Annotated in this window: 14 protein-coding genes; 6 read left to right on the top strand and 8 right to left on the bottom strand. The window is 43.5% G+C overall.

Annotated features, from left to right (window positions below):
• Positions 1 to 9: 9 nt before the first annotated feature.
• Positions 10 to 1,284 carry a FecR family protein gene (locus tag PHEP_RS21735; RefSeq protein WP_015809194.1) on the bottom strand — a complete coding sequence of 425 codons (1,275 nt, stop codon included), beginning with the start codon at positions 1,282 to 1,284 and terminating at the stop codon, positions 10 to 12.
• Between the two features lie 252 nt (positions 1,285 to 1,536).
• On the opposite strand from PHEP_RS21735, the gene PHEP_RS16870 reads away from it, so the two are divergent.
• Entirely contained in the window at positions 1,537 to 3,078 is a 1,542-nt protein-coding gene (locus tag PHEP_RS16870) for a sulfatase (protein ID WP_015809193.1), read from the top strand.
• A 14-nt stretch (positions 3,079 to 3,092) separates the two neighbouring features.
• On the opposite strand, the gene PHEP_RS16865 is transcribed toward PHEP_RS16870, so the two are convergent.
• Complete coding sequence (locus tag PHEP_RS16865) at positions 3,093 to 3,674, bottom strand: YceI family protein (RefSeq protein WP_015809192.1); 582 nt, start codon at positions 3,672 to 3,674, stop codon at positions 3,093 to 3,095.
• 78 nt (positions 3,675 to 3,752) lie between these two features.
• Positions 3,753 to 4,169, bottom strand: a complete 417-nt coding sequence (locus PHEP_RS16860) for a hypothetical protein (RefSeq protein ID WP_015809191.1) — start codon at positions 4,167 to 4,169, stop codon at positions 3,753 to 3,755.
• A 122-nt stretch (positions 4,170 to 4,291) separates the two neighbouring features.
• Here PHEP_RS16860 and PHEP_RS16850 point away from each other — a divergent pair, with 122 nt between their 5' ends.
• The gene (locus tag PHEP_RS16850; protein ID WP_015809190.1) at positions 4,292 to 5,374 is read left to right on the top strand and encodes a calcium:cation antiporter; all 1,083 of its coding nucleotides are present in this window, start codon (positions 4,292 to 4,294) and stop codon (positions 5,372 to 5,374) included.
• A gap of 59 nt (positions 5,375 to 5,433) precedes the next feature.
• Here PHEP_RS16850 and PHEP_RS16845 read toward each other — a convergent pair whose 3' ends face one another.
• The 5 genes from PHEP_RS16845 to PHEP_RS16825 all read right to left on the bottom strand — a co-directional run bounded on the left by PHEP_RS16845 (position 5,434) and on the right by PHEP_RS16825 (position 12,955).
• Complete coding sequence (locus PHEP_RS16845; RefSeq protein WP_015809189.1) at positions 5,434 to 5,958, bottom strand: TlpA disulfide reductase family protein; 525 nt, start codon at positions 5,956 to 5,958, stop codon at positions 5,434 to 5,436.
• An 8-nt stretch (positions 5,959 to 5,966) separates the two neighbouring features.
• On the bottom strand, positions 5,967 to 7,514 hold the full coding sequence (locus PHEP_RS16840; RefSeq protein WP_015809188.1) for a SusD/RagB family nutrient-binding outer membrane lipoprotein: 1,548 nt from the start codon (positions 7,512 to 7,514) through the stop codon (positions 5,967 to 5,969).
• Between the two features lie 17 nt (positions 7,515 to 7,531).
• Positions 7,532 to 11,032: a SusC/RagA family TonB-linked outer membrane protein gene (locus PHEP_RS16835; RefSeq protein ID WP_015809187.1), complete on the bottom strand. Its 3,501-nt coding sequence runs from the start codon at positions 11,030 to 11,032 to the stop codon at positions 7,532 to 7,534.
• Positions 11,033 to 11,171: 139 nt separating this feature from the next.
• The gene (locus tag PHEP_RS16830; RefSeq protein ID WP_015809186.1) at positions 11,172 to 12,299 is read right to left on the bottom strand and encodes a FecR family protein; all 1,128 of its coding nucleotides are present in this window, start codon (positions 12,297 to 12,299) and stop codon (positions 11,172 to 11,174) included.
• 77 nt (positions 12,300 to 12,376) lie between these two features.
• Positions 12,377 to 12,955, bottom strand: coding sequence for an RNA polymerase sigma factor (locus PHEP_RS16825; RefSeq protein ID WP_015809185.1), 579 nt, complete (start codon positions 12,953 to 12,955; stop codon positions 12,377 to 12,379).
• A 211-nt stretch (positions 12,956 to 13,166) separates the two neighbouring features.
• Between PHEP_RS16825 and PHEP_RS16820 the strand changes: the two genes are divergently transcribed.
• The 4 genes from PHEP_RS16820 to PHEP_RS16805 all read left to right on the top strand — a co-directional run bounded on the left by PHEP_RS16820 (position 13,167) and on the right by PHEP_RS16805 (position 17,056).
• The gene (locus tag PHEP_RS16820) at positions 13,167 to 13,736 is read left to right on the top strand and encodes an adenylate kinase (protein ID WP_015809184.1); all 570 of its coding nucleotides are present in this window, start codon (positions 13,167 to 13,169) and stop codon (positions 13,734 to 13,736) included.
• Positions 13,737 to 13,814: 78 nt separating this feature from the next.
• Complete coding sequence (gene obgE, locus PHEP_RS16815) at positions 13,815 to 14,828, top strand: GTPase ObgE (RefSeq protein ID WP_015809183.1); 1,014 nt, start codon at positions 13,815 to 13,817, stop codon at positions 14,826 to 14,828.
• A 110-nt stretch (positions 14,829 to 14,938) separates the two neighbouring features.
• Positions 14,939 to 15,796 carry a chromate resistance protein ChrB domain-containing protein gene (locus PHEP_RS16810; RefSeq protein ID WP_015809182.1) on the top strand — a complete coding sequence of 286 codons (858 nt, stop codon included), beginning with the start codon at positions 14,939 to 14,941 and terminating at the stop codon, positions 15,794 to 15,796.
• Positions 15,797 to 15,877: 81 nt separating this feature from the next.
• Positions 15,878 to 17,056, top strand: coding sequence for a chromate transporter (locus PHEP_RS16805; protein WP_015809181.1), 1,179 nt, complete (start codon positions 15,878 to 15,880; stop codon positions 17,054 to 17,056).
• Positions 17,057 to 17,159 lie beyond the last annotated feature (103 nt).

Raw genomic sequence — 17,159 nt, 5'->3', positions numbered from 1 at the left:
GCCAGCTATTTATTGTCTTACAATAATCCGTTTGCCTTCTACTTTAAAGTGCATGTTAGAGGCTAGTGATAGGGTTGCCAGTACATCGGCTAATTTATCGGACCGCTGGATTGAGCCACCTAAAAGTACAGCTCCAATGGTTTGTTGCTGATAAACAATATCCACATCATACCAGACAGCCACTACATTCATGATGTCCTCAAGCGGCATGTTCCTGAACGTGAAATCCCTTTTCGTCCAGGCAATGGCCAGTTGTCCGTCCACCGGTTTAACGGTGATGTGTTGATCTGTTAAAATGGCCTGCTGATTGGGTTGCAGGATTACAGCCCGGTTTAAATTTAAATTACCAGCCTCATTGCGGGTACCCATCACCTGGAGGGGATCTGTTACAGCGGGATCGGCATTTGCCAGTGGCTTACCGTATAACAATGGCATCACCTGTACCCTGCCTTCCAGCAGAGTGGTTTTTATATCCAGATTGTTCGGGTAGGCATTAACGTTAAAGTGGGTACCCAAAACTTTTATTTCTTGTTTATCAGTTGTCACAATGAAGGGTAAATGTTTTGGTGTTTCACTTTTTGCAACTTCGAAGTAAGCTTCCCCGGTTAACTGAACAGCGCGCTGGTCATTTCCTTTAAAAGTTGAAGGAAAACTGAGCTGGCTTGAACTGTTGAGCCAAACTTTCGTGCCATCAGGAAGACTTACCTGGTATATGCCACTTTTAGGTGTCTTGAGCACCATGATCCCTTTGGCCAAAACGTCTGGGCTTATCTCTTCCTGTAATAACGCAGATCCATCATTATAATATAATTGGGATGCATGAATCACCACACCATCTTTCTCACTGTTCAGTGCGATTTTTTCACCATTCGTAAAGGTCAGGGTAATATGGTTGGAATCGGGAGTCAATACTTCTTCCTGATCTGTAAAAGGCATATTGATGGGCTCAAAAAGCAACCAGGCAAAGCCGAACAGGACAACTGCGATTACTGCTGCCGAACTTAAGCGCGTAGTCCATTTTCTGACTTTAAGCTGTTTTTGTTCTTTTTTGTATTGTGCTGTTTGCATTGCCCTGATTGCCGGCAAGACAGTTCTCAGATCAAAATGAAGCTTGGCTGCGGATATACTTCCCGGTTTTTCATCATGATTTGCAAAAATCCTCAGCTCTGCATACGTGATTTTTCCAATGATTGCATCATCATCGTACACAGGTAGGCAATCCTGACCTTCATTGTTCAGGATGGTCAGTGCTTCGGCAACGGATTGATGAGCGTATAACTTCAAAATGTTACGGTTTTATACAGTTAATAATTAAATCATTCTCCAGCTTACACACCAAAAGTATACAATTTTAGTTTTATAAGCGTAACATGGATAACCAATTGTAATTTAAATAGTTTTTTACAGTTCGGAGTATTTTTTTTTAAAATCGATGTTCAGGCATTAAAACGGCTGCGAGGTGAATGGTTGAACGGGTGGCCAAGGATACAGCCTATATCGCAGAAATTTTATATATTCCGCAATGAGCAATTCACAATGAAAAAATATAAACTTCTGATAATAGCCTTACTGACCGTCAAAACCACTCTTTTTGCACAAAATCAAAAACCAATCCGCCCGAACATCATTGTTTTTATGGTTGATGATATGGGCTGGATGGATACTTCAGTGCCTTTTTATGACAGCATTATGCCCCTGAACAAGCGTTACCATACACCCAATATGGAGCGGCTGGCACAGGCAGGAATGAAATTTACAGATGCTTATGCGCAACCGGTCTGCACCCCTTCCAGAGTGAGTTTTATGACAGGCATGAATGCCTCCAGGAGCCATGTGACCAATTGGACATCACCCCTTAAAAATAATGATGCTGATGAAAAGGATGAGCAGTTTGAGCCCCTGGAATGGAACATGAACGGTTTAAGCAATAATGCAGAAACGGAGCGCACAGTTTTTGCAACACCCTTTCCACAATTGTTAAAAGATGCCGGTTATTATACCATTCATATTGGCAAGGCCCATTGGGCTGCAATAGGTACCCCAGGTGCAAGCCCTTACAACTTAGGGTTTATGGTTAACATTGCCGGGCATTCGGGCGGACATCCGCAAAGCTATTTATCGGAGCAAAATTATGGCAATATGCCTGGTAAGACACAGGTACAGGCGGTACCCGATTTAGAGGCGTATTTTAAAACAGGTACTTTTCTTTCAGAAGCCCTTACACAGGAAGCCCTGAAAACAATGGAAACACCAATAGCCAGAAAGGAGCCTTTTTATCTGAATATGGCCCATTATGCTGTTCATACCCCTATAATGGCCGATCCGCGCTTTGTACAAAAGTATTATGATGCGGGGCTTGACAGTACCGAGGCCAGATATGCGAGTCTGGTTGAAGGTATGGACAAAAGCCTTGGTGATATTATGGATTATTTAAAAAAGAAAGGTGTGGACAAAAATACCATCATTATTTTTATGAGCGATAACGGAGGGCTAGACCATCACCAAAGGGGAGGTGCCCTAAATACACACAACTACCCCCTCAGGTCGGGCAAAGGCTCGGTATATGAAGGTGGGATAAGGGAACCCATGATTGTAAGATGGCCAGGTGTAACCAGCGCAGGTTCAGTTTATAAAAATCCGGTGATCATTGAAGATTTTTTCCCTTCCATATTGGAAATGGCAGGGGTTAAGCCAGCTAAGATACTCCAAAAAACGGATGGGCAAAGTTTTGTGAAATACCTCAAAAACCCTCATTTAAAAGCGCCGGACCGTCCTTTGGTATTTCATTATCCCAACAAATGGATTAACCTGACCGCGAATGAAAAACTGGGTATCAATTATTTTACTGCGCTTCGTTTAGGGAACTGGAAGCTGTTATACAATATGCGGAACCGGGAGTTTGAACTGTATGATCTGGCCCAGGATATCCGGGAGGCAAATAACCTGGCTGGTAAATATCCGGGAATGGTAAAAAAACTGGCCCTGGTATTGGGCAAAACACTTAAAGAACGGAATGCACAGCTTCCACGTGAAAAAGCAAGTGGAAAAGTGATTCCGTTCCCTGATGAAGTACAATAGTTTATATATGTACTTTAATTTTGTACAAATTCTGTATTTGCGTTTAAGGTTACCTCGTCGCTAAGCATAGCATTACCGAATTTGGCACCAAATCCAAAATCGCTTCTTTTAATTGTTCCGCTAACTTTAAATCCTGCAGTAGGTTTTTTAGACATTGGATTGGTGGTTACCCCTCTTAAAACCGCATCTAAAGTAATCGGTTTGGTTACCCCGTGAAATGTCAGGTTCCCGTTTACTTTATATTTGTTTCCGGCAACTTTTTTTACGGATGTGCTTTTGAAGGTCAGCTTAGGAAATTTAGCTGCATCAAAAAAATCGGCACTTCTCAAGTGCTCATCTCTTTTGTCGTTATCGGTATTTACCGAATTTACATCCGCACTCAATTCAATTACTGCATCAGAAAAGTCGGGTTTTGAAGAAGTGATGGTTGATTCGAAGTTTTTAAAAGATCCCTCTACATCAGTAATCAGTAGGTGGGTAATCACAAAGCCTAATTTAGAATGCGCCGGATCAGCCGTCCAGGTTGATGGTGCAACAGCTTTGAAAGCAAAAAGGGCAGTACTCAATACTGCAAGCAAAACGAATATTTTTTTCATAACTTTTTTTATGCAAATAGACGTGCTTATCGCTGTTAAATTATTGATCTATGATAAGAAATGAAAATAAACGCTTTGTTAATCAAAAGCGATAGTTTCAGGGCCTGAAATTTTTTGGATGTGGCAGGCACATTTTCCGCCTGAAACTTTTAAGATGGCCGATTTGGTTTGTCCCGTTGCCTCATAAGTAGCTGTAACCTTGATGTCATCGCCTTCAGCAGACAGTTGTTTTAAAGAAGAATCGTCAATAACAATAAAGGTACCCGTGCTTAAATCGATAGTTGCACCACCGGTTGTTTTAATGACCTCGCCCGTACGCTGGTTTATGGCACTGTAATTTTTAACGGGAACACCTCTCCCATCTTTGTCGGTAAAATTAAAAAGGATCATCCGGAATTCCTGGGTACAGATCAATCTCCCACAATCTGATGGCTCTTTTTTATCGCAGGCCACAAGCATTGCAGCGCAAAACAGGATTAAAACATATTTATACATGCTGATTTGGTTTTTAATCTTAAAACGTGTAACAATTACAAAACGCTACAGCTTAATTGTTGTTTTTAGCATAATAATTGAGGAACCTGAAGCTGTCCAGTATTTTACTTAAAGCAAATTTGATGAATAAAAAAATACCATTGCCTTTATGGACAATTATAGCCCCGGTAATCGCCTGGCTGGCTTATTTTGGGGTGTCGCTGAACCTGGGTATCGGTTATACTTTTTTTCTGGCAGCAGTGCTGATCGCTGCGGTGCTGGCTGCGGTACACCATGCAGAAGTGGTAGCACACCGGGTAGGGGAGCCGTTTGGTACGCTTTTGCTGGCATTGGCCATTACCATTATAGAGGTGGCTCTGATTGTTTCTTTGATGCTGACGGGTGGGCCCGATACGGCTGCCCTTGCAAGGGATACGGTGCTGGCTGCGGTAATGATCATTTTAACCGGTATTATTGGGCTTTGCCTGCTGGTAGGTGGGGCCAGGTTTAAAGAGCAGGTGTTTAGCCTGCCTGGTGTAAGTGCAGCATTGGTTACCCTTACGGCCATCCTGGTACTTACACTCATTCTGCCCAATTATACCACCAGTAAAGCAGGCCCTGAATATACTTCTACCCAGCTCGTTTTTGTGGCCATAGTATGTCTGGTGCTGTATGGTGCCTTTGTAATGGTACAGACCATCAGGCACCGCGATTTCTTTTTACCACCTGATGCAGACGGAAATGAAGAAACACATGCCGAACCACCTACCGCTAAAGTTGCTTTAGTGAGTACGTTTTTATTGTTGCTTTGTCTGGGTATTGTGGTGTTGCTGGCCAAAGCTTTAGCACCCGACATAGAAAATGCAGTTGTCAATTTTGGTGCGCCCAAGTCGTTGGTCGGTGTAATCATTGCTGCGGTGGTGTTATTGCCCGAAGGGCTTGCCGCTTACCGGGCGGCTAAAAAGAACCGTTTACAGACTAGTCTTAACCTGGCCCTGGGCTCTGCCCTGGCCAGTATCGGCTTAACCATACCTGCAGTAGCCATGGTATCTATAGTTACAGGCATGACCATCACCCTGGGGATTGACATGAAGGCTACCGTATTGTTATTGCTGGCACAGTTTACCATTATGCTCTCGCTGGCAACAGGCCGTACCAATATTTTACAGGGGGTAGTGCTGCTGGTGATATTTATGGTGTACCTCTTTACCATCATCGCCCCATAATCTGTTGATAAAAAAAGGCTAAGTTATCCTTAGCCTTTTTTATGTTTGGTGTACAGCGCTTACTTCATTAACTTATCAATGGCGGCAAGCATACCTTTAAACTCCTGTTCATCATATAAACGGGTCAGGTAAACAATCTTACCCTGCTGGTCTATCACCACATTACGGGTTACCCCACTCTTTTTATCTGCAAAGCGGCCAAAAATAGCTGCGCCCGGGTCCAGTGCCAGGGGGTAGCTGATTTTCATGTCTTTCGCAAATTTCTGTACCACTTTCAGCGGTTCATCACGGTCAACACCAATCAGCATCAGCCCTTTATTTTTATAGGCCTGCCATACCTGCTGCTCCAGGTGGGGCATTTCTTCCCGGCATACCACACACCAGCTGGCGGTAAATTGCAGTACAACCACCTTGCCCTTTAATTTGGAAAGGCTAGTGGTTTCGCCGGTATGCAATACCAGCTTAAAATCGTCGGGCGCCTTGTCGCCCACCTTTACAATATAGCCGCGTTCATCGGGTTTACTTTGCTGAGCGGTTGCCAGTAAGGGCAACAGGCAAAAAAGGGAAATTACTATTTTTTTCATAGCTGTATTTATTTGTTCCACCAAAGTGCAGTAGTGATCACATCATCGCCCTGCGAAGCCAGTGCCTGCTGGTAATTGGTTTTATTTACACTTTGTTCTTTTACAGGATAATAAAGGCGTTTAGGGATCCCGTTGCCAAAAATAGGCTTAAATGTATATACTGAAGTGCCTGCAGGCGTTACCCTGGTCCACACCACATCGTTTGGTTTTACCAGGAACAAAGGGAAACCAGTACGGCGGATTTCCGACCAGGCTTCAAGCCCCTGGGTATAGAGTGCAAAGTATTTTTGGGTAAGCACCCTTTCTTTAGTGGCAGCAGGCAGGTTATTGGCATAGGTTTGTGCTGCCGGTTCGGCTATGCCCCAGCGTGTCAACGAAGCCACAACACCCTTTTTGTACTCGCTGTCGCTCCAGTTCTGGTATTCCGAAATTAAAAAAGCTACTTCAGCATATTCCTGAAGCACTTCGCTAAAATCGGCTGCATTTACCAAAGCACCGGGCAAGCTGATGTCTGTTGGCTCGTTGATACCCGCCGCTTCAAGTGGCAGGCCATAAGGCTGGCCAATATACTGGTTGTTCTTATTGGGCAGTGCATAGACCGGTAAACGCGGATCGACAGTTGTAAAAGGCCCCAGTTCTCCTTTTAAAGAATTGATGAGGATATGTGATACGGCAAAATCCTTGCGGTTGGCCGTAACTGTGGCCCTGAAAAGCGGGGCCTCATTTGGCGCGGCAATGCTGTATTTAAAGGCAGCAGTGTGCAGGTTTGAAGTAAATACGCCCTGCGCCAGCGCATCTGTAAAATGCTGCTGTGAAAGCGCCGGTAATTTGGTCCTGATCCTTGTTGCCAAACGCAGACGCAAAGAGTTGGCAAACCTTGCCCAATGTTCATTGTTCCCTTTATAGATCACATCCGAAACACCAAAAGTATTGGCTGTCGAATATTTCCATAAAGTATCGGCAGCCTGGTCCAGTTCCTGGAGCAGATCGGTATAGATCTTTTCCTGGCTGGCATATTTAGGGGTATAATTATCAGGGTTCTGTTGCAAAGCTTCAAAAGAAGGATCCTTGCCGGCGTAAGACTGATAAGGGATGTCGCCAAACACATCGCTTAGCGAATGAAATGTAAAAGCTTTTAATACCCTGCATACCGCAATCTGGTTGGCATTGGTACCGGCAACCGTTCCGGCCGAGGCAAAGCCTTTGGTAGCCGGATTGGTATTCAGCTTGATGATCTCGTTGAGGTTGTTCAGGGCCTTAAATCCATCAGCCCAGTAACGGTCAGAATAATTCCGCGGTACATCGTAACGGCTCTGGTCTGTGTAAATGTTCTGACTGTAATACTGTGCAAACAGCATGGCACCGTTCAGAGAAAAATCAAGGTTCCTGATGTTGTCCATGATCTGTTTCTCGGCCGATAAGATCAGTGTTGGGGTAGGCACATTGGCTGGCCTGTTCGGATCTATGTTGATGTCTGCCAGCTTATCGTCACTGCAGGAAAGAAAGGCAGTAAGCGAGAACAGTGCAATGGCAGTTATTTTGTTAAAAAAATTCATCTGAATAAAATTTTGGATTAAAACTTAACACTTACATTTAAACCATAAGTAACCGGAACCGGGATGTTACCACCTTCGATACCCTGTACATTACCGCTGCTGTTTGTAAATTCCGGATCAATGTATTTGCTTTTGGTGTAAATGTTCCAAAGGTTTCTTCCATATAGCGTAAGCCCTACAGAACGAATGGTCCCGGTCTTTTTAAGGTCGAAATTATAGCCCAAGGTAACTTCCCTTAATTTGATATAGGAGGCATCGAACACACTAAAAGTGGTTGGGCCATTGTACTCATTTCTTGCCCAGTTTAAAGCCGAAATACGGGTTTCATTTTTGCTGGTATTGCTTACAGTATAAGTCCCGTCCGGATGGAAGACCACATTGGCCTTAACTCCGTCTACAACAGTGCCGGTTTCCCTGATGCCATTTGCAGCAGTACGGTCTAAAACTCCCGAATACATCCCTACTTTATAGGTTTGGGAGAAGAAGCTGCCACCCATCCGGCCATCGATCAGGAAGCCCATGCGCAATTTTTTATAGCGGAAGGTATTTTGAAAACCAAACAGGTAATCGGGCAGTACACTGCCCAATGGTACCAGCTGCGAGGTTTTAAGATAAGTGCCATCTGCCTGTACCACACGCTGTCCGTCGGGGGCATATACAAAATCGTAACCCATGATCTGTCCGTAAGGCTTGCCTTCCTGGGCCACAAGGGTTACCAGCAGATTGCTCAGTTCCAGGGTATTTACACCCCTGTCCAGCGAAACTACCTTATTTCTGTTTCGCGACCAGTTGATGGTACTGTTCCACTCAAAATTAGTGCTTTTAACGGGTGTACCATTTAAGGTAACTTCAAGTCCTTTGTTATTTATTTTACCTGCATTGAGTACTTTTTTATCGTAACCAAAGGCTGCAGATACCGGAACCGGCAGGATCTGGTTGCGGCTGTTGTTGTTGTAATAGGTGATATCAAAACCCAGGCGGTTTTTAAACAGCTGTACATTTAATCCGGCTTCTACAGAAGAGGTGATCTCCGGTTTCAGGTCAGGGTTATTTAAGGTGCCGGGAAGGCGGTAAGAAGGATTGGAATTGAATGATTGCTGTGCTTCAAAAACCGGATAAAGCTGATAAGGATCGGTATCATTACCAACCTGTGCCCAGCCCAGGCGCACTTTTGCAAAATCAAGCCATTCCTGTTTTTTAATACCTGCCAGTTCGCTGATCACAAAACTTCCGGTCACAGAAGGGTAAATGAAAGAATTGTTGTTCACCGGAAGGGTAGAAGACCAGTCGTTGCGCAAAGTTCCGTCCAGGTACAGCATGCCTTTCCATCCGGCCGAGAAGCTGCCATACAACGAATAAACCTGTCTGTGGTAAAAATTATTGTTGTTCAAAACGTTAGGTGCATTTTTAAGATTATAGAACAGCGGTACAATGAGTCCGCCCTGGGTCAATCCGTCAATTACCCTGCGTTTCTGGTCCCTGATGTTTCCGCCAACATTTCCCGACAATGAGAAATCATCCCAGTTTTTTTTGGCTGTAGCCAAAAACTCATAGTTAAATTCATTAAAGTGGTTATTGTATTCCTGATACTGCGATTGCGAACGTGAATATACCGCTATGCGGTCCTGGTACTCAAAAGTATAGATGTCGGCATGTACTTTACCGGTTAGTTTAAGCCAGTTATTGGCATCTACTGTAAAGCCGATGTTTCCGTAAAGCCTGTCGCGATTCTCTTCCAGATAGCTTTCATAGGCCGACCAGTATGGATTATCGATAAAGCGGGTAGCCTTGCCTGCAGGTGTATTCAGGTAACTGCTCCTGTTCCAGGCGCGGGGTGTGCCATCTGATGGCCTTTTGTATTCACTTAGTTTTTTATAATCTACCTGCACACCACCCCATTGGAAGGCCTCGAGCATAATGTTCCGGTTAGAAGCGCCGGTCCATGGCCTGCCCAGCGAAGTATTTTTAATGTAATTCAGGTTGCTGAACACATTTACGATGCCCAGTTGGGTTGAACCCGAAAAGTTGACGGCATTACGGCCTAAACTGGAATTTGGCACGGTGCCCCGTACATTTTTATTGGTATAGGATAAGCGATAGGTAGTCTTGTCGCTGGCCCCGCTAATGGCAATGTTATTGGTATTCGCTATTCCGGTACGGAAAAAGTAGTTCACATCATGTTCCGGGTATACCCATGGCTGCGGGTTCAGGTAATCGGCGGGATATTCAGGATCCAGGTTATACCAGTGCAATACCGGCGTGCCGTCCAGTTTTGGACCCCAGCTTTCATCCGAAGCATAATCTACAATGTTATATTCTTTACCTGCAATTGTGGCCTTGGCAAAGGTTGTGGCATAACCCTGACCATACAGGTGCTGTCTGGCAGGCAAGCGTACAACATTTTCCAAATCAACACCTGTATTCAGGGTAATGTCGAATTTTTCTTTTTTGCTCCCTTTTTTAGTGGTTACCAGGATTACACCATTTGCGGCCCTGGATCCGTATATGGCAGCAGCAGATGGGCCTTTCAATACAGAAATATTTTCTATATCATCCGGGTTCAGGTCCTGGATCAGGTTTCCTACATCCTTACCGGCGCTTCCATCTATGGTAGAGGTAGTATTGATGTCTGAATTGTCAATTGGTGTTCCGTCAATTACATACAGGGGCTGGTTATTGCCCATAATGGAATTGATACCACGCAGCAATACACGGGTGGAACCGCCCATATTTCCACCAGAGGAGATGACCTGTAAACCGGCAACTTTTCCGGAAATGGCACTCAGTGCATTGGTCGGACGGGTAGTTAGTTCTTCAGATTTTACATCCTGCACGGCATATCCCAATGCCTTCTTTTCTCTGGAAATGCCCATGGCTGTTACAACGATCTCGTTTAATCCCGACTGTGAAGCACGTAATACAATGTTGCCCATATTAGGAGAAGCTTTGATTTCGCGGCTTACAAAACCCAGGTAAGAAATTTCCAGCAATGCATTATCGGCAATGTCTTTTAAAACAAACACCCCTTTAGCATCAGTAAGGGTAACCCTGCTGCTGCCTTTAACCCTGATGGTGGCACCAGGAAGTGGCATGCCCAGGCTGTCTACCACTTTTCCGGTAACACTTTGCTGAACGGCAGGTGCAGCTTCATGGTTTTCTTTTTCCATGATTACCACCATTTTGTCAGTGATCCGGTAAGTAAGGGACTGGTTGGCAAAGCATTTCTGCAGGGCTTCATCCAGTGATACATTTTTGACATGGATAGAAACCGGTCTGGCTTTTACAATAACGGCATTGTTATAAAAGAAATCGTATCCGCTTTGCGAACGGATATCTTTTATCAACTGGTTTAAACTGCTGTTGGTTCTGTCCAGCGTAATTTTTTGTGCGAAAACCTCTCTGGCAGATACCTGTATCATGGCCAGTAAGATGAAAAATATGGATAAGTTGATCCGCATGATGAGTTTTCGTTTAATACTGTGGTTTCCACCACGTTTAACGTTTAGGTAAAAAATCATACATTTGATTGTTTGGGTGTTGATAATGGTAAATTCAATACTTAATTCCGCTTTGGAGCGGATATATAGAGCCCTTACATGCCGGGGATGGGTCCAATCATTCCCGGCTTCTTTTTAAGGCTCATCTTTATGGTAAAAATCAGGGCATAACGATGATCCTCCTTTCTTCTATTTTAAAATGCACATTACCGGTCAGCTCCATAACTTTCAGGAGTACCGAAACATTTCTTGATTTGGAAACCTCACCCGAAAAGGTCTGGCTAAGATCTACACCCGGGCGGTAAACCACCTCAATATTATACCAGCGGGCAATTTTATTCATGATATTCTTAATGTCTTCATTAAACTTGAAATAGCCATTTTTCCAGGAAACCACCTCTTCCAGATCCGGATTGTTGTTCACGCTGATCTGTTGTGTTGTTAAAAGTGATTGCTGGCCAGGCAGGAGCGTCACAATTTTAGTTTTTAGCGGGCCTAACCCAGCTACCCGTACAGCACCCCTCAATAGGGTGGTCTTAACCATATCCTCATTATCGTAGGCCATAATGTTAAAAGCCGTACCCAATACTTCTACCTGCTGTCCTTTGCTACGCACTTTAAAAGGTCTTTTCTCATCATGTGTTACATCGAAATATGCTTCCCCGCTGATCTCTACATTACGTTCTTTGCTGTTAAAACGGCTGGGGTAACGAAGGGATGAAGCTGCATTTAGCCAAACTTTTGTGCCGTCCTGCAAAATAACCTGGTACTGTCCGCCTACAGGAGTAGCAATGGTATTGAGCTGTGCAGGTTCTTCTGAAGCGTTTGAACCATTGGTCTTAATTTCAGTTCCATCGCTATAAGCCAGCTGGCCGGCCTGGATAACAATGCCGTTTTTGTCACTGCTCAGGTCAATTACCTCGCCATTGGCCAGGGTAAGCACCGCTTTGTTGCCACCTGGGGCAATATCATTTTTATTTACGGCCCGGGCATTGGAATTTATGGTTGTTTGCTGTGAGGTATAGAACCACAAACCGAAAATAACAGCAGCAAGGGCAGCGGCAGCGGTCAGTTTAAGCCAGTACAGGTTATGCTTTTTAGGATGATGCGTTTTTTCGAGCATAGCAAAAAGTTGCTGCTTATCCTGCAGGCGCTCTTTTGTACCCAGATCAGGAAAATCATTTAGCTCCCGTTGCAGGTACCAGGATTCCAGCAATGCTTTTTCGGCTTCTGTACAATCACCGGCCAGGTATTTTCTTAACAGTGTCTGTGCCTTTTTCTCTTCCATATCATTCGGGCATTTTAACCCTTATATATAGAGATACAGCTGAAAAGTACAGAGGGGGTAAATAAATTGAAAAAAAATCAGAAGGCAGTTAAAACAGTCATAAGAAGATAAAAGCCCAGTTTGAAACGCAGGATCTTCAAGGCGTGCTGCACATGTTTGCGAACGGTGAGTTCTGAAATATCCAGTTGTTCCGCAATTTCTTTATGGCTTAAATTCTCTTTCCGGCTCAGTTCAAATACCTCGCGCATTTTGGCCGGCATACCGGAAATTTCATTTTCAATGAGTGAGGTAAGTTGTTTCTCCCTGATCAGGTGATCGGTGATGCAGATCCCTTCATTGATGAAATCATCAAGCGAGCTGAGATATTTTGATTCTATACGTTTATGTGCCAGTAAATTAAAAATGCGGTTCCTTACAGCGGCCGAAAGGTAACTGAGCAGACCATGCTCAAAAGATAAGGTTTCTCGTTTTTCCCAAAGCGTTAAAAAGAGTTCGTGGATAATGTCCCTGGTTTCTTCACGGTTCCGCATCCATTTGTAAGCATGCGCGTGAAGCTGCCAGAAATACCTGTCATATATTTCAGTAAAAGCATCGCGGTTGCCCCTTTTTAGCTGGGCAATTAGTTCGTGATCACTTATACTGTTGTATCCTGACATATTGTATATATTATCTATGGCGAAGGTAGATATTATTTGAGGGATTTTGCAAAAAAATAAATATAGTAAATTAATAATTATATATTTGCAAGCTCAAAACTAGCCTCCATTTTTTCTTTTTCAGTAGGTTAATGAATTGAAAATGCGAGTGTTATAATGGCCTGTCTTCTTGCATGTAGCGGAAGACTTTTTAACTTTAAAGACAACCCAAATGCTGAATTTTGTTCTCTTTGGCCCACCGGGTGCAGGCAAAGGCACCCAATCTGAAAAATTGATTGAAAAATATCAATTGATCCACATTTCTACAGGCGACCTTTTCAGGGCACACATTAAAAACCAGAGTCCGCTTGGACAAAGGGTAAGTGCTTTGATTGCTGAAGGACAACTGGTTCCTGATGAAATTACCATCGCTATGCTGGAAGAAGAAGTGGACAAAAATCCTGGAGCCAAGGGATTTATATTTGATGGTTTCCCGCGCACGGTGCCACAGGCACAGGCCCTGGATGAATTTCTGGAAAGCAAAGGCAGTTCAATTGCCGGTGTAATTGCATTGGATGTAGACCAGGAAGAACTGACCAAACGCATCGCACAACGTCAGCTGGAAACGGGTCGTGTAGATGACCAGGCCGATAAACTGCAAAAACGTATAGAAGAATATTTTAGCAAAACCATCCATGTTTTGCCCTACTATGAAGCACAGCAGAAACTGAGCAAGGTAAACGGCATCGGCAAGATCGATGATATCTTTGCTGATTTAAGTGCGGTAATAGATAAATACTAGTACAACAAACATTACCGATAGCGGGACAGAACTTAATGCTGCCCGCTATTGTTATTTTATAAAAAAACAGAGAAGATTATGTCGCAGGGTTCAAATTTTGTAGATTATGTTAAAATATGCTGCCGTTCCGGTAAAGGGGGGGCAGGTTCTGCACATTTGCATCGTGATATACGTACGGCAACCGGTGGCCCGGACGGGGGAGATGGCGGTCGTGGCGGGCACATTATCTTGCGGGGCAACTCGCAGTTCTGGACGCTGCTGCATTTAAAATACCGCAAACACATCATCGCACCCGATGGTTTGCCAGGATCAAGTGGTACTTCTACCGGTAAATCGGGTAAAGATGAGATCCTGGATGTACCCCTGGGTACCATCGCTAAAGATGCCGAGACCGGCCATACGATATTTGAAATTACCGAAGATGGGGAAACAAAGATCCTTACCCCGGGTGGGCGTGGCGGCCTGGGCAACTGGCATTTCAAAACACCTACCTTGCAAACTCCCCGTTTTGCCCAGCCAGGCGAAGCGGGTAAGGAAGAGTGGATTGTGCTGGAGCTTAAAGTACTGGCAGATGTAGGACTGGTAGGCTTCCCGAATGCTGGTAAATCTACTTTGTTGTCTGTACTTTCTGCAGCTAAGCCCGAAATTGCTGATTATCCTTTTACCACATTGGTGCCAAACCTGGGCATAGTATCTTACCGCGACAGCAAATCTTTTGTAATGGCCGATATTCCGGGTATTATAGAAGGTGCTTCCAAAGGGAAGGGCTTAGGATATCGTTTTTTACGACACATAGAACGGAATTCGGTATTGCTGTTCATGGTACCTGCCGATACGCACAGAAGCATTGCCGAAGAATACGAGATCTTAAAGTCAGAGCTTAAAGACTACAATGCTGAACTGATGCAGAAACCACACCTGCTGGCCATCACCAAATCTGATATGCTGGATGAGGAGCTGATGGAAGAGATGAAAAAGGAGCTGCCAAAAAATATCCCTTCCATATTTATATCTTCTGTTGCACAAAAGGGACTTGTTCAATTGAAAGACATGCTTTGGGAAAGTATCAACTCAGAATACGCGTTACAATGAGTTTTTAATTCCTGATTTATCCCCAATTATAAGGCTTGGTCTTGTTGCGGTGTGAATAATGGTTTAAATGTCCGTTAGGACAGTAGGGTTAATTCCATTAATTTTGAACAATGAATTGGATTACCAGAGAAAGACCAAAAATAGACCGCATTGCATGCCCCTGGCTAATCAAAAATTTTATTGATGAAGATGCTCATTTCTTTTACGTTCCGTTTGATCAGGTAATTGAAAAAGCTGCAGCATTGAATGCTATTCCCTTTGATGTTCCCGGTGTTGAATTTACACATCAAAAAGATCAATGTACTTTTGATGTACTGATTAAAAAGTACAAAATAAATGATCCGGCAATAGCTATAATGGCTCCAATTGTACGAGGTGCAGACACTGACCAGCATCACTTATCCGGCCAGTGTGCCGGGTTATGGGCAATTGCTGCCGGCATGGCTTACAACATCAAAGATGATGTAGAGTTACTACAGGCTGGAACAGTTATTTACGATGCCTTATATACCTGGGCCAGACACCTACAAAATGTAAAACATACAGAGAGTCCGGTTGAACAAATATTAGTTGATGTTTACCAAAAGTTCCTCAAAAAAGGAAGTACAGGTAAAATACCTGCCTGGGCAACGGAGTTAAAAACCATCATTCAAGATCAGATTGATACTAACCTTGCCCTAAGCCTTACAGATATCTCTAATGAACTAAATGTCAACCCAGCCTACGTGTCAAGAGAATTCTCTAAATATTTTGATAATCTTTCCTTTGGCGAGTACATTCGAAAACTACGGATAAATAAAGCAAAAACCTATATGGAAACCAGTGCATACAGTTTATCAGAAATAGCCTATCTGACAGGCTTTTCAGACCAAAGCCATTTCGCACGTATTTTTAAGTTGGAAACTGGAAAAACACCTTCTGTTTACAAAAAGAATATTTCAAAAGGTAAAATACGTCCTAATAGTTAAAATCATTCTATTTAATCCTCCATAAGGTCCGTAGTCTTGTGTTATGCAAACTATAATTTATAAAACCAGCTTCGTTCTCCTATGGAAAAAGAACTAACCGTAAAGCCCGCATATTCCAGAACGGAGCTTACCACATATTTTTTAAAATTAGGCACCTGGGGATTTGGTGGTCCCGTTGCATTAGTGGGTTATATGTACCGTGATTTGGTAGAGAATAAAAAATGGATTACAGAAGAAGAGTATAAGGAGGGCGTGGCCTTGGCGCAGCTGGCACCTGGCCCACTGGCAGCGCAGCTAGGCATATATATTGGTTTTGTCCATTACGGACTGATTGGCGCTACTCTTGCTGGACTTGCTTTTGTTATCCCTTCCTTTATCATGGTTGTACTTCTTGGAATGGCTTATAAACTTTACAGCGGCTTACCGGGTATGCAAGCGGTATTTTATGGAGTTAGTGCCGCAGTTATTGGGATTATTGCCATCAGCGCCTATAAATTAACCCTGAAATCTGTGAGCAGCTTAAAACCGGATGCCATAAAATCCAATTGGTTATTATGGTTGTTTTATCTGGCGGGTATAGTGGTTACAGTGATTACCCAACAGGAAAGCATTTTGTTATTTGTTGCCTGTGGATTGATTTATATGATGGTTAAGGCTCCGCCTAAATGGATAAAAAAACCTTCCACAGTTCCTTCAGTACTATTAATGGGTATAGGTTTTTGGGAGTATAAAGGCAAAACAGTAGAGGAAATCTGGTGGTTCTTTCTTAAGGCAGGTACTTTTGTATTTGGCAGCGGGTTGGCGATTGTTCCTTTCCTTCACGGCGGTGTAGTTAATGAGTTTGGCTGGCTCAACGAAAAACAGTTCGTGGACGCTGTAGCGGTGGCCATGGTTTCTCCAGGCCCGGTGGTCATTACTGTTGCTTTTATTGGTTATCTGGTTGCCGGTTTTCCGGGTGCTTGTATTGCTGCACTGGCCACATTTCTTCCTTGCTATATCTTTACTGTTTCCTTTGCGCCATCTTTTAAAAAGATTGCTAAAAACCAAAGCATCAAAGCCTTTGTTGATGGCATTACCGCGGTAGTAATCGGCGCATTGGTTGGTGCAGTAATCATTATTGCCCTGCGCGCTATAGTGGATCTTCCTACATTGATGATAGCAATTTTGTCTATGCTGGCCCTGATTTATATCAAAAAGATAAAAGAGCCTCAGCTAATTCTGCTGGCTGCAATTATTGGTATACTGATCAAGGGTTTCTAAAATGATACCAATGTTATTTTCCAAAAATTACCTGCATACGCTATTGTAAATATAAAATGAAAAACAATATCTTTGGTATATGAGAATGACCGTAATGTTATAA

This window comes from Pedobacter heparinus DSM 2366 (assembly GCF_000023825.1).
Taxonomy (GTDB): domain Bacteria; phylum Bacteroidota; class Bacteroidia; order Sphingobacteriales; family Sphingobacteriaceae; genus Pedobacter; species Pedobacter heparinus.
The sequence above is the reverse complement of the archived record's forward strand: the minus strand, read 5'-3'. Positions and strand labels throughout refer to the sequence as shown.

Excerpts from the sequence above, each read along its gene's own strand:
- PHEP_RS16820 (WP_015809184.1), top strand. The coding sequence starts at position 13,167 with ATGCTGAATTTTGTTCTCTTTGGCCCACCGGGTGCAGGCAAAGGCACC.
- PHEP_RS16825 (WP_015809185.1), bottom strand. The coding sequence starts at position 12,955 with ATGTCAGGATACAACAGTATAAGTGATCACGAACTAATTGCCCAGCTA.
- PHEP_RS16835 (WP_015809187.1), bottom strand. The coding sequence starts at position 11,032 with ATGATTTTTTACCTAAACGTTAAACGTGGTGGAAACCACAGTATTAAA.
- PHEP_RS16810 (WP_015809182.1), top strand. The coding sequence starts at position 14,939 with ATGAATTGGATTACCAGAGAAAGACCAAAAATAGACCGCATTGCATGC.
- PHEP_RS16805 (WP_015809181.1), top strand. The coding sequence starts at position 15,878 with ATGGAAAAAGAACTAACCGTAAAGCCCGCATATTCCAGAACGGAGCTT.
- PHEP_RS16870 (WP_015809193.1), top strand. The coding sequence starts at position 1,537 with ATGAAAAAATATAAACTTCTGATAATAGCCTTACTGACCGTCAAAACC.
- PHEP_RS16845 (WP_015809189.1), bottom strand. The coding sequence starts at position 5,958 with ATGAAAAAAATAGTAATTTCCCTTTTTTGCCTGTTGCCCTTACTGGCA.
- PHEP_RS16865 (WP_015809192.1), bottom strand. The coding sequence starts at position 3,674 with ATGAAAAAAATATTCGTTTTGCTTGCAGTATTGAGTACTGCCCTTTTT.
- PHEP_RS16850 (WP_015809190.1), top strand. The coding sequence starts at position 4,292 with ATGAATAAAAAAATACCATTGCCTTTATGGACAATTATAGCCCCGGTA.
- PHEP_RS16860 (WP_015809191.1), bottom strand. The coding sequence starts at position 4,169 with ATGTATAAATATGTTTTAATCCTGTTTTGCGCTGCAATGCTTGTGGCC.
- PHEP_RS16840 (WP_015809188.1), bottom strand. The coding sequence starts at position 7,514 with ATGAATTTTTTTAACAAAATAACTGCCATTGCACTGTTCTCGCTTACT.
- PHEP_RS16830 (WP_015809186.1), bottom strand. The coding sequence starts at position 12,299 with ATGGAAGAGAAAAAGGCACAGACACTGTTAAGAAAATACCTGGCCGGT.
- obgE (WP_015809183.1), top strand. The coding sequence starts at position 13,815 with ATGTCGCAGGGTTCAAATTTTGTAGATTATGTTAAAATATGCTGCCGT.